Origin of the sequence: Methylobacterium variabile (assembly GCF_001043975.1) — a bacterium.
Lineage (GTDB): Bacteria > Pseudomonadota > Alphaproteobacteria > Rhizobiales > Beijerinckiaceae > Methylobacterium > Methylobacterium variabile.
This window is the reverse complement of the sequence record NZ_LABY01000024.1, coordinates 14,163-39,287: the sequence shown is the minus strand read 5'-3', so window position 1 is coordinate 39,287 and position 25,125 is coordinate 14,163. Positions and strand designations below refer to the sequence as shown.

Annotated in this window: 26 protein-coding genes; 10 read left to right on the top strand and 16 right to left on the bottom strand. The window is 66.5% G+C overall.

Going from position 1 to position 25,125, the window contains the following annotated elements; translation table 11 throughout:
• Positions 1-3 precede the first annotated feature (3 nt).
• The 10 genes from VQ02_RS04135 to VQ02_RS04095 form a co-directional block, all read right to left on the bottom strand.
• Positions 4-999 (bottom strand): hypothetical protein, encoded by a 996-nt coding sequence (locus VQ02_RS04135; RefSeq protein ID WP_048442892.1) that lies wholly within the window; start codon positions 997-999, stop codon positions 4-6.
• The gene (locus VQ02_RS04130) at positions 996-2,018 is read right to left on the bottom strand and encodes a hypothetical protein (protein ID WP_048442891.1); all 1,023 of its coding nucleotides are present in this window, start codon (positions 2,016-2,018) and stop codon (positions 996-998) included. Before VQ02_RS04130 ends, VQ02_RS04135 begins: the two co-directional genes overlap by 4 nt.
• On the bottom strand, positions 2,015-2,779 hold the full coding sequence (locus VQ02_RS04125) for a hypothetical protein (protein ID WP_048442890.1): 765 nt from the start codon (positions 2,777-2,779) through the stop codon (positions 2,015-2,017). Before VQ02_RS04125 ends, VQ02_RS04130 begins: the two co-directional genes overlap by 4 nt.
• On the bottom strand, positions 2,776-3,726 hold the full coding sequence (locus VQ02_RS35330) for a M23 family metallopeptidase (RefSeq protein WP_083469038.1): 951 nt from the start codon (positions 3,724-3,726) through the stop codon (positions 2,776-2,778). The genes VQ02_RS04125 and VQ02_RS35330 overlap by 4 nt, the downstream gene beginning before the upstream one ends.
• On the bottom strand, positions 3,723-4,136 hold the full coding sequence (locus VQ02_RS36690; protein WP_157080484.1) for a hypothetical protein: 414 nt from the start codon (positions 4,134-4,136) through the stop codon (positions 3,723-3,725). Before VQ02_RS36690 ends, VQ02_RS35330 begins: the two co-directional genes overlap by 4 nt.
• Positions 4,133-4,810, bottom strand: a complete 678-nt coding sequence (locus VQ02_RS04115; protein ID WP_048442888.1) for a hypothetical protein — start codon at positions 4,808-4,810, stop codon at positions 4,133-4,135. The genes VQ02_RS36690 and VQ02_RS04115 overlap by 4 nt, the downstream gene beginning before the upstream one ends.
• A complete protein-coding gene (locus VQ02_RS04110; RefSeq protein WP_048442887.1) occupies positions 4,795-5,040 on the bottom strand; it encodes a hypothetical protein in 246 nt (81 codons plus the stop codon). The genes VQ02_RS04115 and VQ02_RS04110 overlap by 16 nt, the downstream gene beginning before the upstream one ends.
• Positions 5,037-5,666, bottom strand: coding sequence for a YcbK family protein (locus VQ02_RS04105; protein WP_048442886.1), 630 nt, complete (start codon positions 5,664-5,666; stop codon positions 5,037-5,039). Before VQ02_RS04105 ends, VQ02_RS04110 begins: the two co-directional genes overlap by 4 nt.
• A complete protein-coding gene (locus VQ02_RS04100; RefSeq protein ID WP_245239620.1) occupies positions 5,647-6,765 on the bottom strand; it encodes a type IV pilus twitching motility protein PilT in 1,119 nt (372 codons plus the stop codon). Before VQ02_RS04100 ends, VQ02_RS04105 begins: the two co-directional genes overlap by 20 nt.
• Before the next feature lie 66 nt (positions 6,766-6,831).
• Positions 6,832-7,968 (bottom strand): type IV secretory system conjugative DNA transfer family protein, encoded by a 1,137-nt coding sequence (locus VQ02_RS04095; protein ID WP_048442884.1) that lies wholly within the window; start codon positions 7,966-7,968, stop codon positions 6,832-6,834.
• A 262-nt stretch (positions 7,969-8,230) separates the two neighbouring features.
• Here VQ02_RS04095 and VQ02_RS04090 point away from each other — a divergent pair, with 262 nt between their 5' ends.
• Positions 8,231-8,731, top strand: a complete 501-nt coding sequence (locus VQ02_RS04090) for a hypothetical protein (protein ID WP_232389515.1) — start codon at positions 8,231-8,233, stop codon at positions 8,729-8,731.
• Between the two features lie 56 nt (positions 8,732-8,787).
• On the opposite strand, the gene VQ02_RS04085 is transcribed toward VQ02_RS04090, so the two are convergent.
• Both VQ02_RS04085 and VQ02_RS36685 read right to left on the bottom strand, forming a co-directional pair.
• The gene (locus VQ02_RS04085; protein ID WP_245239619.1) at positions 8,788-9,354 is read right to left on the bottom strand and encodes a hypothetical protein; all 567 of its coding nucleotides are present in this window, start codon (positions 9,352-9,354) and stop codon (positions 8,788-8,790) included.
• Positions 9,354-9,704 (bottom strand): hypothetical protein, encoded by a 351-nt coding sequence (locus tag VQ02_RS36685; protein ID WP_157080483.1) that lies wholly within the window; start codon positions 9,702-9,704, stop codon positions 9,354-9,356. Before VQ02_RS36685 ends, VQ02_RS04085 begins: the two co-directional genes overlap by 1 nt.
• Positions 9,705-10,189: 485 nt before the next feature.
• Between VQ02_RS36685 and VQ02_RS04080 the strand changes: the two genes are divergently transcribed.
• The 9 genes from VQ02_RS04080 to VQ02_RS04040 all read left to right on the top strand — a co-directional run bounded on the left by VQ02_RS04080 (position 10,190) and on the right by VQ02_RS04040 (position 18,212).
• Complete coding sequence (locus VQ02_RS04080) at positions 10,190-10,705, top strand: thioredoxin domain-containing protein (protein WP_232389517.1); 516 nt, start codon at positions 10,190-10,192, stop codon at positions 10,703-10,705.
• Between the two features lie 4 nt (positions 10,706-10,709).
• On the top strand, positions 10,710-10,997 hold the full coding sequence (locus VQ02_RS04075) for a hypothetical protein (RefSeq protein WP_048442881.1): 288 nt from the start codon (positions 10,710-10,712) through the stop codon (positions 10,995-10,997).
• Positions 10,994-11,650, top strand: a complete 657-nt coding sequence (locus VQ02_RS04070) for a DotI/IcmL family type IV secretion protein (RefSeq protein WP_048442880.1) — start codon at positions 10,994-10,996, stop codon at positions 11,648-11,650. The genes VQ02_RS04075 and VQ02_RS04070 overlap by 4 nt, the downstream gene beginning before the upstream one ends.
• 245 nt (positions 11,651-11,895) lie before the next feature.
• Complete coding sequence (locus VQ02_RS04065; RefSeq protein WP_232389518.1) at positions 11,896-12,756, top strand: DotH/IcmK family type IV secretion protein; 861 nt, start codon at positions 11,896-11,898, stop codon at positions 12,754-12,756.
• Between the two features lie 18 nt (positions 12,757-12,774).
• Positions 12,775-14,046, top strand: a complete 1,272-nt coding sequence (locus VQ02_RS04060; RefSeq protein ID WP_232389523.1) for a DotG/IcmE/VirB10 family type IV secretion system protein — start codon at positions 12,775-12,777, stop codon at positions 14,044-14,046.
• Positions 14,046-14,300 (top strand): hypothetical protein, encoded by a 255-nt coding sequence (locus VQ02_RS04055; RefSeq protein ID WP_048442877.1) that lies wholly within the window; start codon positions 14,046-14,048, stop codon positions 14,298-14,300. The genes VQ02_RS04060 and VQ02_RS04055 overlap by 1 nt, the downstream gene beginning before the upstream one ends.
• Positions 14,301-14,310: 10 nt before the next feature.
• Positions 14,311-14,817, top strand: a complete 507-nt coding sequence (locus VQ02_RS04050; RefSeq protein WP_232389519.1) for a hypothetical protein — start codon at positions 14,311-14,313, stop codon at positions 14,815-14,817.
• Positions 14,814-17,801: a hypothetical protein gene (locus VQ02_RS04045; protein WP_048442875.1), complete on the top strand. Its 2,988-nt coding sequence runs from the start codon at positions 14,814-14,816 to the stop codon at positions 17,799-17,801. The genes VQ02_RS04050 and VQ02_RS04045 overlap by 4 nt, the downstream gene beginning before the upstream one ends.
• Positions 17,802-17,861: 60 nt before the next feature.
• Positions 17,862-18,212, top strand: a complete 351-nt coding sequence (locus VQ02_RS04040) for a hypothetical protein (protein WP_048442900.1) — start codon at positions 17,862-17,864, stop codon at positions 18,210-18,212.
• 102 nt (positions 18,213-18,314) lie between these two features.
• Here the strand turns inward: VQ02_RS04040 and VQ02_RS04035 are convergent, their stop codons facing one another.
• From VQ02_RS04035 to traA, 4 genes are all read right to left on the bottom strand, one after another.
• A complete protein-coding gene (locus VQ02_RS04035; RefSeq protein ID WP_048442874.1) occupies positions 18,315-19,232 on the bottom strand; it encodes a hypothetical protein in 918 nt (305 codons plus the stop codon).
• Positions 19,229-20,533, bottom strand: coding sequence for a Fic/DOC family protein (locus tag VQ02_RS04030; protein ID WP_048442873.1), 1,305 nt, complete (start codon positions 20,531-20,533; stop codon positions 19,229-19,231). Before VQ02_RS04030 ends, VQ02_RS04035 begins: the two co-directional genes overlap by 4 nt.
• Positions 20,530-20,811: a hypothetical protein gene (locus tag VQ02_RS04025; protein WP_048442872.1), complete on the bottom strand. Its 282-nt coding sequence runs from the start codon at positions 20,809-20,811 to the stop codon at positions 20,530-20,532. The genes VQ02_RS04030 and VQ02_RS04025 overlap by 4 nt, the downstream gene beginning before the upstream one ends.
• A 149-nt stretch (positions 20,812-20,960) precedes the next feature.
• Positions 20,961-24,767: a Ti-type conjugative transfer relaxase TraA gene (gene traA, locus VQ02_RS04020; protein ID WP_048442871.1), complete on the bottom strand. Its 3,807-nt coding sequence runs from the start codon at positions 24,765-24,767 to the stop codon at positions 20,961-20,963.
• Positions 24,768-25,125 lie beyond the last annotated feature (358 nt).

The window sequence follows — 25,125 nt, the reverse complement described above, 5'->3', positions numbered from 1 at the left end:
TCCCTACAGGTTGCCGCCTGCTTGAGTGGCCAGGATGGTGCCAAACACCGCCGAGGTGCGGGCCTGCTGCTCGATGAGCTGCTGGCGCAGCGCCAGCGACATCGAACGCATGCGCGTGAGCTCGATCAGGAGCCCATGTTCGGACTGGCCGGCGAGCCCGGCCGACCACGCCTCGTACTGAGGCCCGCCGCCGTACTGGCTAATGAGCATGTCGAGCTGCGCGAGGGGGGAGGGGGTGGCACTGCCGACTTCGTGACCCTCGGCGATCGACATCGCCCGCACGGCACTGAGCGAGACGAGGGCGGGCGAGCGCAGGGCCTCGACCCGGCGCGCGCGCAGCATCATCAGGTCGGCCTCGGAGCCCGGCATCGCGGCGGTGGGCTTGGGCATCGGCAGGCCGGCCATCGCCTGGATGACGCTCTTGCGGTCGTCGTCGCTGGCGGAGGGATCGAGGAGCACGGTGGCGTCGGTCTTGGTCGGATCCTGTAAGCGGTCGCGGGTCGCCTGCTGGACCGGAACGTTCTTGCCCGGCGCCACGTCGAGGCCGCGGTAGGTCTCTCGGCCAATCATGATGACGTTGCCCATGGCGCGGTTGGTCGAGTTCATCAGGTCGATCGAGCCGCAGGCGTTCACGCCCTGACCGGTATCGATCGAGTATTGCTCGCGGGCATCCACCAGGGCGCGGCGTTGGGCGACCTGGGACAGGCTGGCGGCGACGGCCTGCTGGGTGTTGCTGACGAGGTTCACCTCGCGCTCGCCGTTGGTTGAGGTCTGCGCCGTCTGGACCTTCATGGCCGAGAGAAGCATTTCGAGGGTGAGGCTGCGTTGCGTGGCGATGTTGGTGCCCATCGTGGCCACTCGGGTGGTCAGGGTGGCGGTGGCGCTGTTGTGGCCCGCGATCCAGATCGGGTCGGCCACAAAGCAGGTCTGCGCCGTTGCCGACGCGGCGAGGGCGCAAGTGAGGGCGGCGACGGACGCGGCGATGAGAAGCTGCTTCATGGCGTCTGGAAGCTCGCTGGGCTGGCGGACCCGCGGCCAGGCGCGGCGACGCTGTTCGAGATGCGGGCGTTGACCATGGCGAGCAGCAGCGCTGCGGCGGTGGCCTCGGTGCGCATCCCACGCTTGATCTGGTGGGCGACGAGGGCGAGGTTGGCCGCCTCCATCCGCACCGCGTCCTGGATGATGCCGCGGTCGTGCTGGCCGGCCACACCCGCCGCCCACGCCGCACCGCCGTCGTTGCCCTGCCAGTGGCTCGAGAGGGTCCGGGCCTGCGCGATCGGGCCGTCGGTCCGGTAATCGGCGGCAATGTCGGCGAGCACGCTGGCCGTCATCGAGCGATAGGTATCGCGGCCGGTCTTCTCCAGCCGGGCAAGGTCGTTGGTGGCGCTCGCGCCGGAGTTGCGCGGCTGCGGGTCGGGCGGGCCGACGATCGCGTTGATGAACCGCGAGGCTGCCGCGGTGTCGCCACTGTAGAGGGAGGCACCGTCGGGGGCGTCGCCGCTCTTCACGTCGGCGACCCAGTCCTTCGGATCGGCGTAACGGCCGGGCTGGGACCGGACCGGCGCGACGATCTGCTGGCGGATGGCCGTGGAACCCATCATCGCTGTAAAGAGGGCCTGGGCCTTAATATTCGACCCGCACGGATCGTAGCCGATGGAGCCGTAGCGGTGGGCGGCGAACGCTACGGCCTGGCGCTGCTCCTGAGTGACAACGGTAGTGGCGAGCGCCTCGCTGGATGCCCGGAAGCCATTCGAGACCTGGTCGGATCCGGCCGCCGACTGCGCAGTCAGGACCTTGACGGCGGACAGAAGGCGAGCCCGCTCAGCGATCTCTTGGGCGACCAGGGCGGCCTCGGTAGTGGTGATCGCGCCGGTGATGGCTGTGGTGAGGGCCGAGGTGGCAACGTTGACGCGCGCTTCGACCCCGAAGCAGGTCTGAGCCTTGGCCGGGGCGACGACACTGATCGCCACAATGACGGCGTTTAAGCCCCCGACCGCAGGCAGGCGAAACCGGGTCATGGCGTGCCTCCCTGGCGGCTGTCACCGCCCATGCCGCCTACGATCACGCCAACGAGGCTGGCCCGGGCGCTACTCATGATCGCGCCATGGCGAAGAGCACGGACGAGGGCGGCATCCTCCTCAGCGGTGGCAGGGTTGGGCTTTACCGTGGGCAGGGGGGCGACGACATCGAGGTAGTCGGCCGCGGTCATCACCTCCTCGCCGCCGTAGTCGCGATTGAACAGCCAGGGCGCGGCGTCCGAGTCGCCGGCGCCAAAGCCTCCTGGCTTGGCGCCGGTGCACCAGCCGGTGTCCTGCTCGGAGGGCGAACAGTAGAAGGTGCGGCGCTGCTCGAGGGTGGCGCCCGTGCGCTCGGCGGCGTCACCGCCGTTGGTCATCCAGCGCTGGTCGGCCGAGCGGAAGGCTTGGCGGACCTTCGTCGCGGAAGCAGCGCTATCACGCTCCTGCGAGAGACCGAGAGCGAGCGTGCAGGCGGCATAGCCCGTGCCGGTATCGTAGCCGTACTGGTGCTGGGCCCGGGCAAGGCGCAGGGCGTTGTCCTGGCTCACCAGGGTCGAGGCAGTGGCCTCGGCTGCCGCCTTGTGGCCGTTGGTGGTCTGGAGCGCAGTGGCGCTCGATTGCACGCCGGACACCTTCATGCCGGACAAAAGGCGCTGCAGGGAGATCTCCCATTGCGGGAGAATCCCCTGTGCCTGGACCGGGGACGCGAGGGCAGCGGCGAGGACGGCGCTCGCCGGAAGGAGGAGGTGCAGCCGCGTCACGGTTTGCTCTCCATGGACCGGGCATCCAGGGCGTAGAGAGCGACGAGCTGGGCGAGCGCGGCATCCATCTGCGCATCGTAGTCGAGGGTATTGGCGGTCAGCTCGACCGCGTTGATCCGGGCGAGTTCGATGTAGAGGCTGCGGTTCGGCTGGTTGGCGACTTTGACCGCGTGGTCCTCGGATCCACTGGCCTTCTCGGCCGCGCTGGCGATAGCTTTCTGCTGAGATTGGGTGTCGGACCGCGACACGGTCTCGCTGACGGCGCCCTCGTTGGCGCCGGGCGAGCAGGTCTTGGGCAGAGTCGTGTCGCGTGGCCCGCCCGCCATGTCTGGGTATTTGTTGGAGATTGGGAGCTGGCGGGGCAGGAATGGCTCAGGATTGACGTAGTACCAAGCATCCGGGACAGCAGATTTTATCGCATCGGCGGTGAGAGGACTGGCGCCCTTGCCAGAATACATCTTCCAGACGCGACCGTTGGTACTGGTTGTTGAGATGGCGCTACCCTTGAGGAGCGTGCCGAGATGGAGATGGGGGGCACATTGCTTCATGCCCTTGCACCCCATCGTGCCGACCTGATCGCCGGCGGCAACCTGACCAGATTGTCCTTCTTTAAGCGTTGTCGTGTTCATATGTAAATAAAGAAACCGCGTATCTCCAGAAACAACATCAGCGATGATGCCGCCGCCTCCGAAATGATGGTACAAAATACTTCCGGCCGATCCGGAATGAATTGGGGTCCCCGCACCTTCACTGTTTACGATGTCCATACCTTGGTGATAACCGGCCGAAGCACCTGGCCGGCCGGATCTATTGACCCCGTAAGGCGAAGAAACCCGCTGACCTGACGGCTTCATGATGTCGGCCGAGAGGCAGGTGCCGGCCCATGCCGTACCCTGCGAGAGGCCAAGCGCGATCAACGCGAAAGCTAGTGCGGCAGCGCGGATCATCGACCACCCTCCGACTTACGCGCGCAAAGCTCGTGTTCGCTGTTGTTGAACAGTATCTTCTTCGGGCTGATGAATTTGAGAGAAAATGAATCATCATTTTCGTTATCTGGACTCTCGCGCATTCCTTGAGGAATGTGAGCATCCCAGTCGCATTTGGTGTCGATAAAAACTATACCCCTGCCCTGTCGTCTGATTTTGAGAATTTTGCATCTGGCTTCGCCGCGAATAGCCTCTTGGTCGATGCGTTGGATCAGCCGATCTTTCTCGATTGTAAGCGACGGCCTCTTGCAGCCCGTTGGAGAGACAGGTGAGTATGCCCAGTCGCCGACTGGAAGAGAGAGTTTCTCGGCCCGCGCAGAGCCAACGGCAGTCAGGAACAGGGTTGCGGAGAGGAAAGCCGCACGGATCATTGGAACATGCCTCCGAAATTGTCCCTAGACGGCGCCGGGGCCGAGATGACCGGAGCGGCAGCCGGAACTGAAGCGCCTTGCTGCACTACGACGGGAGACGCACTCTGCGGTGTCTGGCTCAAGTTGAGCGCCGAGCCGAACGCCGAGTTCTGAATGAGATTGTACGACCCGATGCCGCTGATGTTCGGAATGGCGATCGGCGAGATCGAGCCGTTGAGCTGCCGGAACAAGTCGCCGGTGATCGAGCTCTGGAAGCTCGTCATCTGTTGGTTAATGCTGCGGATCGTGTCCCGGAGTTGATCGTCGAGGATCTGGCACACCTGCCGCTTGGCCGCGTCGATCACGGACGAGATCAGGCTCGTCGCCGCCGAGGTGAGGAACCCCGACAGGTCGGGGATCAGGTTCGACAGGTCGAACCGCTTGAGCAGGTCCCCGGCGATACAGCTGTTCGGGCCGTTGAAGAAGCTCGACGGATTGACCTTGGCGGCGTCGATCAGGGCGATCTGGCGCTGTACGGCGGCGTCGGCCGCCTGCCGCACCAGGCAATTATTGCCGGTTGACTGAGCTGCGGCCGGGGCAGCACCGGCGAGCGCGAGCCCGCCGAGGAGGACGGCGAGGCGCAGCGAGGTCCGCATCCGGATCCGGAGCGGGGTCGGTTCTAGAAAGCGGGCCATTTGCCACCCTCGATAAATTTCGACCAGATATACTTGAGGAACCGCATCGGCCCCATCTTGCGATGATTGCAATACGCAAGGAACGCGGCGTACAAAGCCATGGCGATGAACGTGTAGCGGCTCAAGCCCGTTACGATCAGCAGGGGGAAGAAAGCCGCGATGCTGCCGTGCATTCCAAAGAACCGCAGCGGCACGGCTGACCACCGCCACGGGAGATGGCGATCACTCATGCGGGCTCCTCAGGCTTGGTGATCGGCGTGCCTGGCACCGCCTGCGCGGCTGGCGGCGCCTTGCGTCCGCCGGCCCAAGCGCGCGCCTGGCCGATGTCGAGGTGGCAGAACGAGGGGTAGATCCCGACGCCGCCGCGACCGCACAGCGCGCCGGCGAGGGCGACCGCGTCCGGGCCGTAGCCAGGCGCTTTCAGGTCGACCGCACGGCCGGCCAGATGCAGCGAGCCTCGGGCGGCGCCCTCGAGGCCGGCGTTGTGCTGGGGCGTGCGATAGCCCGAGGTGACGATCAGCGGCACCACGGCGCCGTGGACCGCGCTCATCGCGCCCTGGACCGCAGCGAGGAGGTCGAACAGGCGCGGGTCGATCCAGACCGCCGCGCTGGCGTCCCGGACATCGCGCAGGAGCCAGGACAGCAGCAGGAGGTCGCGCGCGTTGTAGCCATCTGGCGTCCGGACGATTGCGCTCACTTCCTCGCCGGTTCCCTCGCGCCGCAGCCACAGCCGCACGGGCAGCGGGAATGCGGCCGAACCGACAAGCGCTGAGGCGTAGGCCCGGTCGAGCCCGCAGGCGGGCAGGGCAGCGAGTGCCGCGAGGCCGGTAAGGAGGCTACGCCGCGAGACGGGCATCGCGGTATCCGTAGCGGTCGAGAACGCGGCGGGCGGTCTTGACATCGATCGCGCCCTGCTCGACGGCTGCCATGACGGTGACCCGCATCGAGCGGCCGTCCTCGCCGCGCCCGATGATCGTGCGCAAGGTATCGACGGCGTCGGCCATACCGCCGCGCGCCACCTCGCGGCGGACCCGGTCGGTGAGAACCTGCCATTCGCGCAGGCAGACACGGCCGCCGCCGACCCGCGGGACCAGGAGTTGCGAAACGAGGAGGTGGGTGCTGGCCAGGACGTCGTGGAAAGCCTGGACCTGGAGGTCGGCTGGGAACTTCAACGTCAAGCGCCTCAGGATGTGGGCGACATCGTTGGCATGGGTGGTGGTATAGATCGGGTGGCCGGTCTGGGCCGCCTCGACGCTGGCCAGGATCGTGTCCATGTCGCGCAGCTCGCCCACCATGATGAGGGCGGGCTTGCGGCGCAGCGAGTTGCGCACGCCGGCGGCGAACGAGGGCAGGTGCAGGCCGATCTCGTGCTGCATGACGGTGCAGGTCGCCGACGGCACGTTTTCGAACACGAACTCGACCGGGGCTTCATAAGTCAGCACGTTGCCGTGGATCGGCGTCTCCTCCTCGAGGATCCGTCGCAACAGGGCGGCAAGGGTCGTGGTCTTCCCCGAGCCGGTCTCGCCGGCGACGATCACGGCGCCTTGGGCAGGCGTCGACTCGGCGACGACGTCGCCGTCGATCTCGAGACCGGCAACGGTCGGCGGCTCGGCCGGGATGTGGCGGCACACGATCTGCACGCCGACGTCGCCTTCGTAGTAGCCGGCAGTCACGTTGATGCGGAACCGGTGCCGGATCGGCTCGCCGTCTCGGCCGGCGCCAGCCCGGTCCTCAATGGTGATGGCGCGATCGAAGTCCTGGCCCGAGTAAAGCTTCGACATGATCGAGTCGGTCGAGGTCAGCTCGGTCGCGATCCGCGCCAGCGTCGACGGCTGGAGCCAGACCCGGGTCAACGCGCAGAGGTGGCCGTGGACGGACGCCAGCGCTGGCCGGCCGGACTGGAAAATCACGTCGCTGGCGTCGATCGCGACGGCATGGACGAGGAGGCGGCACACATCATCTCGGCCGTGCACGATGATGTTGTCCTCAGGGTAGCGGGTGGCGCCAGTCCAGAGCATGGCTCACTCAGCAGCAGAAGCGGCCGCGGCGGCCGCGGTGCGCTGGAATTTTGGGGCGACGACAATCTTTAGGAGCCGCGGCTCGACTGCGGCCGACCGGCCGTCTCGGCCGACCTTGAGGGAGGTGGCGCGGGCTTTGAGGATCGGCAGGCTGACCGCGCCCTGCGCGGCGAGATCGTGGTAGCGGCGCATGCCGGAGAAATCCCGCTCGAGCCGCGCCAAGCCGTCGTCGAAGGCGGCCCGGGCCTGCGCTACGCCGACCTCTAGCCCGCCCTTGTAGCCGACGTCCCAATTAGCCTGCTCCACATCCCCTCTGGGTGGCGTCCAGGTAGTCTTGGCCTCCGGAGGCGGTGTCACGGTGAGGTAGTCGCGCCAGTTCGGCGGCTGCACCGTGACCCGCGCGTCGCGCAGGATCTCGAAGCTCCCGAGCGTGGTGACGAGGAGGGAGCGGGTCAGGGTCTGGCGCGCCTCGCGCAACTCCGACATCACCGGAGCGACGATGTCGGGCCCGACCATCACCGTCGGGAAGGGGTAGCGGGCGTCGAGGCGGGCGGAGATCTCGGGCGTGTCGAGGTAGGCGGCGATGCGCCTTGACTCGTCGCGGTAGCCGTCCTGGATCCCGGCCGTGCGTGCCGTGCGCTGGACCACCTTGGTCGGGCGGTTGGCGTCGCCGAAGACTCCGGCCGAGTAGCGGCTGAAGTCGGAATTGGCCGGGTGTGGCGGCGCGGGCGCCGGCTGGTTGTCGCCGACGTTGGACGGGAAGGGCTGGCTGTCCCCCCCGGGCAGGTACCGCGGACCATTGGCAATGGCGCTGAGGGCGTTGGCCTGGGCGATGCCGGCGGGGCCGTAGTAGCCCAGGGGCGGATACCCACCGTAGCCGGGAGCAGCGTAGCCGCCATAGCCAGAAGCTCCATAGCCCCCGTAACCGCCATATCCAGGAGCAGAGTAGCCGGGCCCGTAGCCGCCGTAGACCGGGGCCGCGTAGCCGCCATAGGCACCCCCGTACCCCGCACCGTAGCCGGTCACGACCGGAGCGCAGGCGGCCGGGTTCTGGGCACAGAACGTGTTGGCGATTTGGGCCGCGGCCGGTTGAGCTGCGAGGCACAGGGCGGTGGAGAGGAACCATCCCTTCAGGCGCATGGCGTTAGATCTCGTGCTCGCGTAGCTTGGCATCGACATGGTCCGAGGTACTGTTGCCCGCACTGACGCACGCTTGAAGTGTAGCTGACATTCCTACCAGCATTATAATCAATCGAACAAGAGATATGATGCGATAACGATCCATAATAGCACCCATAATGTTTTTATTTATGTTGATTCTGCCGCAGCGGCCCGTATTGTCCCGCAAGACAGGACGCAGAAACATCCTGGACGAGTGGGAGCCATGGGGATCAGGTCGTTTATGAGTGAACGGCTCGCGCGCAGGGTCGGGCCGGAGCACCGAAGCTTCGCGAGCATCACCGGAATGGTCCTCGGCGGCACCCGCGCCATCTGCCCGGACTGCCGGCGCGGCCAGCTCGTGGGCGTTCCCGACGGGCTCGACCTGCGCAGATGCGACAACCCGAAATGCGGCGCCGAATACTCGCTGGCCGAGCTCGGCCGTACCTTCGCCCTGGAGGGCGCCGACATGCGCGAGTTGGCGGCTCATGAGCGCCAGCAGGCCTTCACGCTGTTCGTGGGAGCCGAAGTTATCGGCGTGGCGGCAGCCGCCTGGGCGGTCTACGCGCATTCCTGGCTTACGCTGCTTGGTGCGCTGCTCCTGTGTATCGTGATCTGCGCCGCAGCGATGGTATCGCGCTACCGGGCCTGGCAGCTCGAGCAGGGAAGGATGTTCGAAGCGCGGGCCCCGCTTGGCGCCTTTCTGGCCGCCGAACTCGGCGGCCGTTTTCGCCGCAGCCGTTGAGACCCGGACCAAGTGGTCTGGTACCAGCATCAGCAGAGCAGGGAGCAGGGGCATCCTCAGCCCCTGATCATCGTGCAGACGTTCGAGAACGACACGTCCATCTTGATCGTGTTGCTCACGAGCTGCGCTACGTCGTTCACGAAAAATGCCAGCGTGCCTCCGACGAGATAGAGGAACGCCGAGTCCGGGCCGCCGTGCTGGCCACTCGTAGCGTGGTAGAGCTTTAAGCCGGCGATGAGCCAGGCGAGCGCGCCGAGGCACATGAAGAAGTAGGTAATGGCGAGCTTGATCTGCTCGCAGATCGGGCCGCGCGGCGACGCGCCGTAATTGAACATGCTGAAAGTGACATCGCCGCCCAGAACGAAGCTATTAGCGAACTTCCAGAGCAGAACCGGCGCGACGATCATCGCGCTTCCCAGCGCGAGCTTGCCAACGGCCGCGTCAACCGTCACCGGCCGGTTGGAGAATTTGTATTCGCCGGCTGCCACATTGTAGAGGGCGTAGAGACCGGACGTGCCATACCAGATACCGAGCAGGGAGATGCTCAGGAATATTAGGTTGACAACGAGGGGGAACACCTCGCTCAACGAAACAAGCAAACTGCCGAGATCTGGAATGTTCATTAATGCACCTTTTTAGAACCGTTCGATAGATATTCCAACCGCTCCAACCGTTCTTCCAAGGCGTTCAAACGCTCCCTCAACTCCTCCATTTTCAGATTTGTAGGATCGATATCGAGATCCGGATGTCGATAAGGACGTCTCTCATCAGCTCTCCCATCATGATACTCGAATTTCGATCTGCTCTTCTTCTGATGTTCAGGCGCTGCCGGCTGAGAGGCAGCTTGTTGCGGCGCAAAAAGAAGCCCCAACTCAAGCAGCAGCGCAACGGTTGTGCTTGCCAACCAACGATTGAATTCTCTTTTCTGATTCGTTTCTACTATCTCCCGCTCACACTGCTGCCCACATTTCATGACATTTTCTCTAACATGTTTGATCGTATATCGTCTAATACACGACATATAAGCGCGTATTTGCCGACTTGATTAAATATATATTCCATAGTGTGACGCGTATTTGACGTCATAATGACTCCGATTTTCGCCGCTTAAAGTCGATGATTCCAGCACTCATTGACATGCCGCGCGCATTTTCGCAATAAGTGCCTTGCGTACGAGTTCATCGACTCTCATAAGGCATCCACAGCATGGAGACCGCTGCAAAACACTTGGCATGGGCCGGATCGTTGGTTGCATGTGTCTATCTTGCCACAAGCCATAACTGGGTTCCGGTCCAGATCCAGATCTCTGCAAATGCGCCTAATCAACCTGTGGCAGGACCTGCACCCGCAGTCCCTGCGGCGCTCCCTGCAACCTTGCCGACTGGTCAGTTAGTTCTTGCCTCGCCGGCGGTGGGCTCTGCCTCCCCGCAGGCTGTGCAGCCCTCCAATCAGTCTGCCGTGAACGCGGCCTACGCCACGATTGAGGACGCGAAGGTCGCCCGGCAGGTGATGGAGTCACTGGGCAAGCTCGACGCCGTCACGGACATCCCGGCCGGGACGCCGGTGGGACAGGTCGCGACGATCTTCTTCGATCCCCGCTGCCCGTACTGCCATGCCGCGTTCACCGCCCTGCACGGGCGGATCGCGGCGCGGTGGGTGCCGATCGTCGTCTTGGGCGAGCCCGAGGCCGGCAACCGCATGGCGGCTGCGATCCTCTCCAGCCCTGATCGGGTGGCGGCGCTCAAGAACGCCTTTGCCACCAAGATCGCGCCGGCCGAGGCAGCCAGCCCCGAGACCACCGCTAAGCTCGCCGAGAACAAGGAGGCCTTCGCGGCGATCTTTGCCGCGGCGCCGCAGTTGCGACCCGGAGTTCCAACCATGTTCGTGCCACGGCCGGACGGGCGGCTCGCGATCATGGTGGGGTACGAGGCGGGCGACGATGCCAAGCTGCGCTCGGTCCTGACCGGAAGCTGAGCCGATGGCCCGCCGCGCATCGATCGGGGCATTCAGCTTGCCCTCGGCCCAAGGATGCTTGTCGCCCTCGGCGTTGGCCGACCGTCTGACCAGCTACGCGCGTGCCTCGGCGTTCCTCGCGGGTGCCGTGTTCGCCTCGCTGATGGCGATGATGTGGCTGACCTACGTGTGTCTCAAACGGGCCGACGTGATCCCCTACGTCGCCGACGGCGGGGTTTTCGGCTGCGAGGTGAGGACCGTGGTCGCTCCTCGACCTCTTTTGCTGGAGCAAACTGGACAGTCCGAGCCATGAAGTCGGCCGAGCGTATCTCCCGCGAGGTCGATGCCGGCCGGATGATGCTGCGGAATCAGTGGTACTGGATCCTGCTGCTCTCCATGTTCCTGTGCCTGTCCCTCGTCGTTAATCTGCTGCTGTTCTACAACGCGTTCTACCGCTACCCGATCAAGCAGTTCATTTGGACGTCTGACGCCCAAGCCGTCTGCGAAGCGATCCCGCTCTCCGAGCCCAACATCAGCCAGGCACGGCTGAAGGAATTCGCGGTCTCCTCGGCCGTCGAGCTGAACTCCTACGACTATGCCAACTGGCGCGCGCTCATCAACAACGCTCTCAGCCAATCGTTCACCCCCAAAGGACGCGACCGCTACCGCGCCGCCCTCCAAGAGAGCGGGATCATTCAGAAGGTCGTTCTCGGCTACCAAACCGTGTCGGCCGTCACCACGGATCCGGCCAACATCGCCGAAGAAGGCAAAACATCCGGTCGTTACTACTGGCGCGTCGAGGTTCCACTGCAAATATTCTATCGTACCAACGTCGAGACCAAGGTCGAGCGGCGTGTGCTCGAGATGACGATCGTGCGGATCGATCCCTCGCCAATCAACCCGAACGGCATCGCGGTCGACTCGGTGATCTCGACACAGCAACTGACCAACCAGGTAGGGCCATGATGCGAGTGTGGGCCTCGGGCTGCCTGGTCGCGGCTGCCGTCTGGGCGGTTCCCGCCGCACACGCGCAGGAAGTCGGACCGCCGGCGGGGTCGGCCGGAGGACCCGGTGTGCGGCGCCCGGCCGGCGTGCCTCCGGCAGGTCTTTCGCCAGCCAGCGCTCCGCCCGTGGGAGCGGCGACGGCGCAGGCGCCCCCTCCTGCCCCTCGGCCATTGACGCCAGCCGAACTCGAAGAGTTGCGCCAGCGCATGCTGGGCAGCACGAAGGGCGTGATCCTGAAACCCGGCGAAATCTCGGAGATCCGCCGCGCGGTGCAGGACGCGCAGGGAGCCGGGACCTTCCCGGGCCGCGACGGGCGGATGCCGCGGCCCGAGCCCCGGCTGCTGAACGTGACGCAGGAGGTCAGCCGGGCGGCGCCGGAGACGCTGCACCTCGCCTACGGGGTAGTCTCGCCGATCACCTTCGTCGACACCAAGGGCGCGCCCTGGCCGATCGCGTCGGTCGCCTACGATCCACGCCTGTTCGCGCAGGACGGGACCGGGTGCGGCCAGGATACCGCGATGGGCGCGACGCAGGTCGCGCCCGCGGCGGGCGCGGACCGGCCCACCTCGATCAACCTGATGCCGTGCCGGTTCGACACCTGGGGCAACATCCTGATCCGGCTGGAGAACATCTCATATCCGATCCCCCTGATGATCCTCTCCGGGTCGAGCGAGACGGTGGACATCCCCGTCACCGTGCGGGTCGCCGGCACCTCACCGCTTGTGCTGGTCAAGGTGGCGTCTGCCAGCCCCGGCCAGGCCCGCAAGGGCGGAGGGCGGCCTGCGGGTCCGGCCGCCGGACCACCCGACACGACGGCGTTGCTGCACCTGTTCGGCGCCGGCACGCCCCCGGCCGGGGCGCAGGCTCTCGTGGCCAACGGGGCCCAGGCCTGGCTCTACCGCGAGCGGATGTACGTGCGCGTCCAGGGCACGCTGGTGAGCCCGCAGCCGGTCGCCTCGGCCGAGGCTGCAGCGGGGTTCCGCGTCTACGAGTTCCTGCGTCCGGCCTCGCGCCTCGTCGCCGAGCGGGGCGACGGCGCCGAGACCGCCATCAGCATCGAGTTCTAGGAGGTGGCCTTGCTCGATATGAAGACGTCAGCTGCGCTCGGTGGCGTCGTCCTGGTGGTGGCACTCGGGTCGGCGGCGTTCATCCTCTCCGACGCGCCGGGGATCGACCGGGGTGCCGGCGGCGCCTCCGAAATCCGGGGCCAGACCCCAACCCCTCAGAACGACATGATGAAGCCTGTCGGCAAGGCCGAAGCCGACCGCCGCGCCGGCGTCAACCGGCAGGCGGCCGACGACAAGGCCAGCGCCGGCAAGCACTACGTGGCCCCGGCCGTGGTCGCCGAGAGCCGGGGCGCGCAGCTCGGCGAGATGCCGGACGCGAACCCGGAACCGAAACCCGCCGAGCCGTCCCCGCCCCCACCACAGCCCCAGATCGTCTACGTCGACCGCGACGTGGTTCACACCGTCTACAAGGATGCGCCGGTTCAGGCGACAGCCGACCCTGCGCAGGTCGCGGCGATCAACGAGCAAATCCAGGCGCTCTTAAAGCCGAGCCCGGGTGGGTTCCTGGTGCGGAGCTTCGCCAAGGGCGAGCGGCCCAAGCCCCCTGAGCCGCGGGCTGCCGCGGCGCCGGTGGTGACCGGCCCGTTCGGGTCTGGCATCCGGCATGCGACCGTGGCGCGCGCCGGCGACGTCGCCTACGCGGTGCTCGATAGAGGCTTCAACAGCGACGATCCGGGCGCGCCGATCTTTGCCACCATCGTCGATCTCGACGAGCGTCAGCAGCCTGGGCCCCTCAACGGCATCAGGCTGATGGGTCAGATCGTCTACTCGCAGACGCAGGCCGCGATCCGCTTCACCACCATGATCCTGCAGGACGGCCGCCAGGGGCCGATGCAGGCGATCGCGATCACCGTCGACCAGGCGCGCACCGGCGTGGCAGAGGACGTCGACACTCACGTTCTTGAGCGCTACGGCGGCCTCGTCATCGCTGGTCTGCTTCAGGGCGTGGGCCAGGTCGGCCAGCAGCTCACCCAGCTCAACACCCAGACGGTGGTGGGCAACGGCTTTGCCGTTCAGTCGGGCCGCAACATCGACTGGCTGACCGCCGGCATGGGCGCGGCCTTGCCGGTGGGACAAGCCATGACCTCCGCCGCAGCGCGGTCGTTCAGCCGTCCCCCAACCCTGTCCTCACCAATCAACTTCCCCGTAGGCATCGTGTTCTTGCAGCCGGTTGTGGTGCCGCTCGATGCTGCCCGGGTCGCGGCCGGCAGCGGGTTCGGGTCCGAACCCGCCCTCAGCGCAGGCTATCGGCCGGAGAGCCTGTCGGTCTCCAACGTTAGGAGGCCGTGATGGGCGGATCCAAGGGTATCGCCGACGTGCTGCGCGGGCTGATCGAGCTCATGCCGGTCCTGGCCTGGCTCCTGATCGTCCTGGCTGCCATCACCGGCATCTTCCTCTCCGGATACGCCCTGGTGCGGGTCTACCAAGCGAACACGTCGGCCGACGGCACGGCAGGAAACTGGATCGTTGCGGCGATCATCGGCAGCGCGATGACCTGCGTCACAGTCGTGATCGCCCAGCTTTCCTTTTACTTCACCGACTGATTGCGCAGCCTTGACCTCGGAACTCAGCGCGATGAAAGACGGAATTCGGCACCTGCTCGACAGGCTCACGGCCAACGCCGCCCTCTATCTTGTCGATCACCCCGTGGTGAGCCAGGCGGCAATCGCTCTCACGCTCGCCATCGGCTGCTTCGTCGTCTTTGCGGCGCCGGGTTGGGCCCGCCTCGTCTGCACCGATCCGAGCTTGCGCCGGGTGCTGCATGTCAGCGGGTTAAGTGCGGGCGGATGCCTCATCCTGACCGGCCTGTTTTACGACAGTCTTCTTAGAGGGCTCGGCGGTGCGATCACGTCTCGTCCGCTGATGTACGTCTACTATCCGGCCTGCATGATGCTGTCGTGCGGCGCGATGGTGTTTGCCGGGTTCCAGCTCTTCTGTGCGCTGCACGTCCGTCCGACTCCTCTGCTGCGCGCCGCCATTCCAGGTCTGCTCGGCGCCTGGCTCTTCGCCCTGTCGGTGCCGGTTTACCAGTTTGCCGTTATCCTGGGACTTAATCGATGAGGACGGCCGACAAGTTCTGCGATCTCGCAGGCTTCGATCCGGAGCGCGAGGAAGCGGTCGTCTACGCCCATGACGGCTCGCAGCTCACCCTGATCGAGATCGACGGCACCCGCTCGATCATCTCGGGCGAGGACTACCTCATCAACGTGGTCGAGCGCTTCGCCGGCGGGGTCGCCCAGATCCTGAAGCGACCGGGCCACCAGATCACGATCTCCTACGAGTCCTCGCTCAACACCGCCCGGATCCTCGACCCCTTCGTCGCGCAGCAGGGCCGGCGCGCCCGCCAGAAGGGCCTGTCGGTCGAGGCCCTAATCGAGGAGGGCCGCACGGTGCTCGAGGGCCGGGCGCGGGCCGAGACGATCCTGCTCGCCGCCTGGACCCGGCCGACCGCCGGGACGCCCGACGAGGTCCGAAAGGAGCAGCGCGAGAACCGCCGGGCCTGGCAGGCACTGCCCCCGGCCCGGGACGCCCAGAACCCCTACCTGCATCTCGGCTCGATCGCGGGGCCGCATGGCGCCTTCGTGCGCCGGATCATGGAGGCGCTGGGCGAGGCGCGCCTGCAAGGACGCATCCTCTCGCCCGATGGCCAGCGGCGCCGGCGCGATCTGGAGCAGATCCGGGCGGCGGTGCTCTACCACGAGACCCCGGACGGCTGGACCCCCTACGGACCGGGGACACGACGTTATCCAGGAGCAAAGGAGCAGCACGACGACGACGTCTCGGAGTTCTTCACCCCGACGGTCGCCCGGCAGATCATGACGTCGAACGCCGAGGCCACCAACAACATGCGCGCCCTCGACATGGGCGGACGCCGCTATGCGCTCGCGGTCATGCGGATGTTCCCCTCGACCATCCTGCCGTTCAACCGGCTGCTCGAGACGCTGCTGGAGAGCGCATCGAAAACAGCCGACATGCCGTTCAGGGTGTGCTTCCACCTCGAGGCGCTGCGCGACGCCGATATCGGTTTCCGGCTCAAGAAGGTGGTGGCGGGGCTCCTCGCTTTCGCATCTCCCACCAACAAGAACCTGTTCCGAGCGCTGCGCGAACTCGAAGACGTCGTCGACAAGGATGGCGAGGCCATCGTTAAGGGCCGCGTCATCGCTACGACCTGGACCGAGCCGGGCGAGGATCCGGGGCTCCTGGAACGGCGGCGCTCCTACTTGATGAGCGGGATGATGACTTGGGGCGAGGCCGTGATCTCCGACGCCCCCCACAATCCATTACGCGCGCTCTGCGAGACTGTCCCGGGCATGACGGTGAAGGCCGAGGTGCCGCCGGGCTCGATCGCGCCGCTGGGTGATCTTGCCGCCATGCTGCCGTTCCACCGCACCGCGGGGGTGTTCAAGCAGGGCCAGAGCATGCTGCTGACGCCCGACGGCAAGCCGGTGCCCTACGAGGCGCTCTCGGCCGAGCAGCTGTTCTGGCTCACCCTCATCTACGCCACGCCGGGTTCGGGCAAGTCGGTGTTGATGAACCGGCTCAACGTCGAGTTCACGGCCTTCAGCGCCGGCGCCGCGCTGCCGTACCTCGCCGTGATCGACGTTGGCGTCAGCTCCAGCGGTTTCATCGAGCTGGTGCGCAACGCGCTGCCGCCCGAGCGGCGACACGAGGCGTACTACGTGCGCCTCCTCAACACCGCGGACTACGCCGTCAACCCGTTCGACCTCGGTCTCGGCCGGCGCACGCCGCTCGAGCGCGAGCGGACCTTCATCGAGAACTTCCTGGCGACGCTCCTCAATGTGTCGAGCGCGGAAGTTGCACTCCTGATCCCGCGCCTCATTTCGCGCCTCTACCAGCTCAAGAGCGACCTCGAATTCTCGTCCTCCCCTTCGGTCTACCAGCCGAACGTCGATCCGGAGCTCGACCGCATCATCGCGCACGACCGGATCGAGGTGAGCGGACGGACGCGCTGGTGGCGCGTCGTCGACGCCCTGATGGAGCGCCGACTCTACGCGGCAGCCCAGCGCGCGCAGCGTCATGCGATGCCGGTGCTGGAGGATCTCGCTCGGGTGCTCGGCGAGCCGATCATGGCGCAGGACTTCACGCCCGAGCTGATCCGCTCGGTGCAGCGCTCTCTCGAGGCGGCAATCGAGAAGTTCCCGATCTTCGCCCGCCCGACCCGGCTCGACCTCGGCGAAGCCAGGGTGGTATCGATCGACCTTCAGGACGTTGCCCTGCGCCACAAATCGCTCGAGGCCGAGCGCAACAACGCGCTGATGTTCATGATCGCGCGGCACGTCTATCTGTCGAAGATTTCCGGATTTGCCGACGAGATCCCGAAGATGGATTTTCCCGCGGATGATGCGATCCGCGCGGAATACGTACGGTACTGGGAAGCGCGCTACCATCAGGTGGCCGAGACGCCTAAGCGCCTGTGCATGGACGAGTACCACCTGACTGGTGGGGTCGAGACGATCGCCAAGCAGGTGAAGTCCGACGCCCGCGAGGGCCGCAAATGGGGTCTGGAACTGATCTTGGTCAGCCAACTCCTGGCGGATTTCGACACGCTCGCAGACATGGCCTCAACGGTCTTGGTGCTTAACGCCGACTCGAACGAGATCCGCGAGCAGGCTCGCAAGACCTTCGGCTTCGATGTGGCGGTGAAATCCGCGCTTGAGCGTCAGGTGCACGGCCCGCAGGGCCGGCGCGGCGCCAATCTGCTCGCTCGGTTCAAGCTCCGCGAGGAGGAGCGCTGGATTGTACTCAACAATTCGCTCGGGCCCCGAATGCTGTGGGCCCTGACCACCAAGGCAGAGGATCGCTTGGTGCGAGACGAACTGTACCGTCGGATGGCGGTCAACGAGGCGCTGCGCATCCTGGCTGTCCGTTTTCCTGATGGTACCGCCATCGAGACATGGGGCCGGGTGGCCGCGTTGGCGCGGTTCGGTGAGGACCGGATCGCCAAGACGATCGTCGATCAAGTGCTGGGGGAGATCATGAGCGAGGCTCAGACCCCGATCGACAGATCCAGAACCGCTTCATGACAATGGAGGCTTTTTGTGAATTACAAGCATGTCCAGTATCGGGTGCTCGCGAGCGCTACCATGCTGACCATGAGCGCGATGTCGGCTTTGGGTCAGGGCACCACCGGCGATCCATCGGCACCGCTGGATATTCTCAAGACGGCGCGGCAGAAGGCACAATCGTCTCAGCTCAACGCGTCCAGCATCGCGCAGGGCGGCAACAACGCCGGCATCGTCTTCACGATCCTGTTTGCGGTGGTCGGCATCGGGCTTGCCGGCATTTCCGGCGTGAAGCTTTACAAGAGTTCGCAGGACGACAACGCTCGCGAGGACGTCGGCCGGTCGCTGATGGGGCTTATCGTCGGCTCAGGCATCACCATCCTGGGCGTGATCATCGGGGTCGTGACGACTTACATGACCGGTAATACCTGACACGGAGAACCGACGCCAAGCAGAGGCTGCGTGACGAACCCTCTGCTCGGCAATCCACACGATTATGGCGCTGTATTTATGCCAATCCGGCCGTCGTGAGCTTCACCCGTAGTCGGTAATCCGTGACTGCAGGCTCGGGTCGACGTGACGAAGCCAAGCATAATCCGGGAAGAACAAGCGGTTTACCGCAAGCGCCATGGCGGCCAGTGCCGCAATGGCATCCGCCAGGTCTTCGGTGCTGCCGAGCATCCCATGGACCTGGTTGAGCGCTCGCATGTCCCGTCCGGCCTGATCGGTGAGCGCGACCAGCATATGGCCGTGCAGAACCGACACGATGCTTGCCGGCACCTCGGCTTTCGGATCTCCAGCATAGCCGTTAGCTGCGATCCTGGCGGCTTTGAGGACGGCGTTACGGACCTCGCGGTCCCTGAGTGGCGCCGCCGCGTCGATCGTCAGGAAGAGCACGGCAGCCAGATGCCAGGGGACGTCATCAACGATCGTTTCCACCGCTCGGGCGTCGCGTAGGTCGCGCAGCGCCGTGAATGGATTGGCCGCCGGCGCGAGGACCGAGTTGACCGGCTCCCGTTCCGCGACGGGTGGCCTCACCAGGCGATCGGCCGGAACGAACCGCTGGCTGATCGCGTCGTGCGCGAAGCCGTCGCGGGGCGCCATGATGATGACCTCGATGTGCTCCCGGCTGCGCTTGCGCCAGGCGAGATAGCCGATGAGCGCCGTGAGCAGGGACGCCACCAAGCCGAAGCTGACGCTCGATTTGTAGATCGACACGAATGCGAAGGGCTGGCCGGCCGGCATGGTGGTGAAGTACCGACCCCATTCCGTGAACCGCCACAGGGTGGCCGTCTCGGCAAGGCGAATGCCGGCGTAGACGCGCCCGAGGATCGGCGAGAGGCTCCACCAGACGAGGCCGAGCATGGCCAGTGTGGCCATGCCGAGCACGCCGGCACCGACGATCCTGCCGGCGCTTCCAGTCGCCGCTGGCTTGCGATGCAGCGCGGTCATACCGAGCGTCCGAGCTGCGGCTCGTCGCGGCCGAGCGTCTCCTGCTGGGCGAGCGCCATCTGCAGCCGGTCGTCCGCGACCACGGCCTTGAACAGCGGTTGGAGCACGGCGCGGATTTCCGCCAGGTCCTGGTTGGGAGGCAGCAGGCTCCTGGCTTCGCCAACACTGCCCTCGACCAGCAGGGCCGAGCCCTGGTGGCCGAACCGCTCGATCAGGCTCTGGTCGATCCGGCGCACCTCGGCGACCAGCTGTGGCTCGGCGGCGATCTCCCTGGGCGCACGGGTCTGCAAGGCCTCCGCCAGGGTGTCGCTCGGACCGGGGATCTCGATCCGGTTGCGTGCCGCATCCTCCGGTCCCTGACCGGCGAGCAGCAGGTAGGTCGCCGGTATCAGGACGCGGCTGGTGACCTGAATTCGCACTGCCTCCTCGCGCGACTGGGTGCGATCAAGGCGCTCGCCTTCGGCGAGTACGCGTACGTCGACGCGCTGGTTGTTCTCCGGCATCGTGTGGAAGGAGTGCAGCGGCACCGCCGAGATCTGGCGTGCCTCGCGCACGAGGGCGTGGCGGTAGCTCGTCCCAACCACCTGTCCGCGGACCTGGGTACCGGGCTCGGGCAGGACGATGCGCGGAGCGCCCATCAGGCGCGTTGCCTCGAACGCCTCGGCGGAGAGGCGCCCGAGCACCGGGTGGGCGCGCTGCTCCTCCGAATACCTCGCATTGCGGACCATCTCGGAGAAGGTCCGGATCTGGCCGCGGGTGGCGAGCACCAGGGCGTCGCGGGTCTCGCGCGGCACCCGATTGATGAGGGCTTGGTCGAGAGGCTGATTGTGGTGCCGGGCGTACTGCTCCATGAACGCCAGCAGGGTGCGAGTATTGCCCTTACGGAAGGGGTGAGCTTGCCAGAGCGCCGCCATGGTCTGGGCGAAGCGGATCGCCGGCCGGCTCTCCTTGAGGTTCCCCGGCTCCTCCCGCTTCAGGCTGGCCAGGGCAACCGTCATATGCTGCTCGATCGCGGCCGGCGGACTGTAGGCGACGCTGCGGCCGTTGAGAGCGGCCTCCGGCTCTCGCAGCTCGACCATGCGAGTCTCGCCCGCCCAAGGATAGATCTCGCCAAATAGCCGCTTGTGAACGGCCGCGAAGTGCGCCTGGTCGAAGTTGCCCAGGGCGGGCTCCTTCTGCATCTGGCGCAGCGCCCGGAACGAGACGAACTGCTCGCGCTCGGCCAGGGCCTCCGGATCCCGGATCTCGGCCCGGTTACGCAGGACGTTGGTGCCGTCGTAGACGTAGGGATCGGCGCTCATGCGGCCGCTCCGCGAGTGCGACGCGCGTCGAGGGCTTGGAACGCCTCGTCCCCAGTCACCAGCCCAGCCTCCGCCAGCAGGGCTCCGAGCTGCACGCGCAAGGGCATCTCGTTGCCCGAGCCACGCATGATCGCGACAGCCTGCTCGTCCTCGGCGGTGGTGAGAGCGGTGACGAAGGGGCTAAGCTCACGCTCGTCGACGCCCGCGGCGATGGCCTGAAGCAGGGTCACGGCGTCCTCGCGCTGGGTCACGAGCGCCGGCAGGTCGGATAAGCGCATGGTGTCGTTCCTTCAAAAACAGCCCGGCCGCATCCGGCTTCGGGCAAGGCCTCTCGATCCAGCTTCCGACGGCCCAAAACTCGGATGTCCTCCTGCCTACCCTTACCCATCGTTGCTCCGGCGCCAATACGACCACCGTGGCGTCCGCATCACAGCGACAGGCCGAGGTCCTGTCCCCTGTCAAGATCCTGACGCTGGCTCTCGGCCTGCTGCAGGTCCTGGGTCTGCTGCTGGAGCTGCGCTCGAAGCACGAGTTCATCCAGGGTGCCGTCCTTGACGTAGCTGGCGACGTATCCGCCGCCGCTGAGGATCTCGCGCTCCTCGGGCGTGAGCCACTGATCCGGGCCAAGTCCCTCCGCCGGCGAATGGCCGATCGCGCCATTCGCGCCGAAGCGGCGCCCGACTGCCTCGGCGAAGGCGAGCACCTCGGCCCGCAGCTCGGGGGTCGCGACCGCTTCCACGACCGCATCGTCGAGCGCTTTCGTCGCCGGCATGCGACTGACCTTGGCCAGCGCGGCGGCCGCGATCGGAGACACGCCCGGCACCTCGATCAGCAGGCGTTTGCGGTACTGCATCTCCGCCGCACGGCCCTTCTCGGCCGAAGTCTCGAACTGCCCCTTGAGGTTGTTGGCTGCCGTCAGGGCTTGCGCGAAGGCGGCCTCGGCTTTCGCCCGTTCCTCCTTGTCCGCCTTCGGAATGAACCAGCCCTTTCGCCCGCGTAAGCCCCCATGCGGTTCGGGGTCGGACAGCAGGGCCTCGACCCGTGCGGAATAGACCTCCCAGGGCTGGCGCAGCTCGGCGACGATCGCCTTGTAGAGCGGACCAGGGTTCACGACCGCCATCTTCAGGCGGCGTTGCAGCGCATCCAGCGTCAGCTTCAGATGCGTGTTTGGATCGACACGGTCGTAGAGGGCCTGCCGGATGGTCTTCTCGTCGAAGGAAACGGCGGCGAGGAACGGCTTGAGTGATGCCGGTAGGCCCGTTCTTGAGGGGGCTTCCGGTGCAGCATTCACCGCAGCAGCGACAGCCTCCGATGCGGCCTTGACGGCGGCGGACGGACGAGCGGCGGCCAAGGTATTCCAGGCCGCAGTAAGGCGTGTCGCGAGGCCGTAGAGCCGGCGCCACTGTGTCTCGGCCTTGCGCACCATCTCTCGGGCACGCTTCACCAGAGCAGGCGTGAGGGCGGCGTGACCATTGAGGCCGCGCCGCTCGGCGAAAGCCGATGCCAGAGCCCGCAGATCCTGCGGACGGACCCGATCGGCGGTCTCGGTCTCAGACCGCTCCAGTCGCCTCAGGGCGACCTCGATCGCTGCCAGTGCCGGGGACACGGACACGTCGATGGTGGGCTGTTTTGCCGACGCGTCGCGCTCGGCCGCGTGCGGAGCAGCTCCGACCTCGACGACCGCAGATCCCGAACTCTCTCTGGTCAGCGCCTCGGCTTCGAGCCGGTTTGCCAGCGCCGCGATCCCAGCCGCCATCCGGCCGGCATCGAGCACCGGCGCTGCCCGCTCGCGATCTCGGACGGTCTCGCCGTCCATCGCTTCCGGCGGCTGGGTCAACGACACCGCAGCCTCGCGGAACGCGGCCTCGCTGGCGTGATCCAGTGTCGAGGCTTTCGAGCCGTCCCGCGACAGCCGTCGCGCCAAGCCGTCGAGGGCAGCCGCGTCGAGAACGTCCGTTGACGGTGCGACGCCGAACTTGGCACGACGCCAGTCCGGCACGAAGTCGGCGTGCGCGCCGTGCAGGACCACGCTGTGGCGGTGGCGCGTCATCGCGACGTAGCCGAGGTGCCGATCCATGCCGGGGGTGACGAGCACATGCACCCGGTCGAGCGTCGCGCCCTGGGATTTATGCACGGTCGCAGCGTAGCCGTGGTCGAGGTTGCGATAGGCCTCAGCCCGCACCTCGATCCGCTCACCGTCGCCAGTCCCATTCCGATCGAGCTTGACCACCAGCCGGCCGCTCGACGCCGTCTCGACGGTGGCCAGCATGCCGTTCTTCACGCCGAGCGAGCGGTCGTTCTCCAAGAACAGCACCCGGTCGCCGGGAGCGAACATCCGCTCGCCGCGCGCCGTGACGAACCGGGCCTCGTCGGCCAGCATCCCGTCGGCTTTGAGGGCCGATCGGGCCATGGTGTTGAGGGCGAGGACGTCGGCGTTGGTCTGGGCCAGGATCAGCGTTTCGCTCGTTCCTCCGTCCGGCTTCCGGCCGAGGTAGTCCGGTTTCCAGGCCGCGATCAGGGCCTCGCGCGCACCCTCGCGATTGGGCGAGAACCGGATCATCCCAGCCTCGCGATAGACGCCGAGCGCTGCTGCCGCCTCGCCGCGGGCGAAGGCCACGCTTGCGCGCCGCATGGCCGGAGACACCTGGCGCCAGATCTCGGACAGCTCGGCGTAGCCGATCGTCTCCGTGATCGCCCTAAACCCGGCGCCGGCCTCGATCGGCTGGAGCTGCATGGCGTCGCCCACCAGCACCAGTTTGGCCCCGCGCCGCTCGACCTCCTGGACGATCCGCGAGAGCTGCTCGGAGGCGACCATGCCGGCCTCGTCGAGCACGAAGACGTCACCGGGTCTCAGCAGGTCACGGTCGTTCTTCCAGGCGAGCTCCCACGAGGCGAGCGTGCGGCTCGCGATACCGGCGCTGCGCTCCAAACCCTCCGCTGCCTTGCCGGCAAGAGCCCCACCGATGACGCGGTAGCCGGCACCGATCCAGGCGGCGCGTGCGACGCCGAGCATGGTCGACTTGCCCGCGCCGGCAAAACCCACCACCGCCGCGATCCGGTCCGGCGTCGTGACGTGGCGGACCGCCTCGCGCTGCTCCTCGGACAGCTCCGGGCGGGTGGCGAAGGCACGCGCCAGTGCGGGCTGGGCCACGTGATGGCCCTGGTCGGCGTAGAGCCGGCCGGTCGCGGCCTGCATCAGGACCTCGGCACGCAGGAGCGCCCGCGTGGTCCAGCGGGCCGGCGACACCACCCGGCCGCTCTCGGGATCGAACACCTCCTCTGCCACCGCAACGAGTTCAGACGATTGACCGAGCCTGAGGCGGACCGCATCGAACGCCACCGGATCGTCGATGTAGCGGAACACTGCCCGCGCGAGATCGCGTTCATCGAACACACTCTTCTCGCGAGTCAGGATCGGCAGCAGGGTCGAGGGATCCTCGATGATGGCCTGCGCATTGCGGCGGCGCTTCTGCTTCTCCGCCTCGACACGGTCGGAGACCTTGCCGAGCGCGGCCATGTTCACCGCGTGGACGCCGATGTGCTCGGTCGGCTCGATGCGGATCCCGGCCTCGACGTGCGAGCGGTGGTCGATGCGCCGATCAAGCCCGGCGGCCGCAAGGTGCAGGTTCGTCGTCTCCGCCCACGATCGGCGCCAGTCGACGAGGTGCTTCATCGGCCCGGCCAGCCGTTCGTAGCGGGGCTTGCCGTCCTCGCGGTAGAGGACGTTGCCGTCGCGGTCACGGGCGAAGTCAAACTTAGCCGCGAAGCCGTCATCGGTCAGCTTCCTGAGCGGGACCATGACGTGGATGTGCGGGTTGTCCGGTGCATCGTGCAGGGCCCAATCGGCGACCATGCCGTTCTGGGTGATCGCGTTCTCGATCCAGTCGCGGGCGAGTGCCACGTTCTGCTCGACCGTCAGCTCGAGTGGCAGCGCGATGTTCATCTCCATCGCGAAGCCGGTGCCCTTCTGCCCCTCCTTCCGCTCGACGGCGTTCCACAGAAAGGCCGAGGCACCGTTCTCGCTGCGCCCGTCAATGGCTGTTTGAAACCAAGCCGGAACCCGGGCCGGCAAGCTCAATTCGGTGTGGGTGACGTGCTGCTTGCCCTCGTAGGAGATGACCTTGCCGTCGCTCTCGCGGGTCATGGTCGCGGCGCGCCGGTAGGCGGCTGAGGCGACGGCGCTCTTGCCGGCGCCACTGCTGATGACCTGAGCCGAGAGGTGATAGATGGCCAAGTGCGGATTTCCTGAGCTTGGCCATTAGCAGCTTGCGAGGGGAAATGCAAATTTCCCCATAAGTGCGCCCCTTCGTAAAACTCAGGCGACTTTGCGGAGGCGCTGCGCGCCGCAGCTCCGGCTCAAAGAGGCCCCTTTGGGGCCAGTCCATCCGACCGGCGAAGCCGAGCAGTGCGGCTGTCTTACCGGACCTGCCTCGGGGAGATGGGATGTGCGGCGGTGAGGGTGCGAAAGGATCGATTTCCATCAGAACGCCGGGCTCTGCAGCTGGCCCAAGTGCTCCTCCGACCACGGGCGAGGCGACGGATATCAGCGGGCCGGCGCCGGAAGGCAGGGGCTTGATGGTCGACTGAGAGCC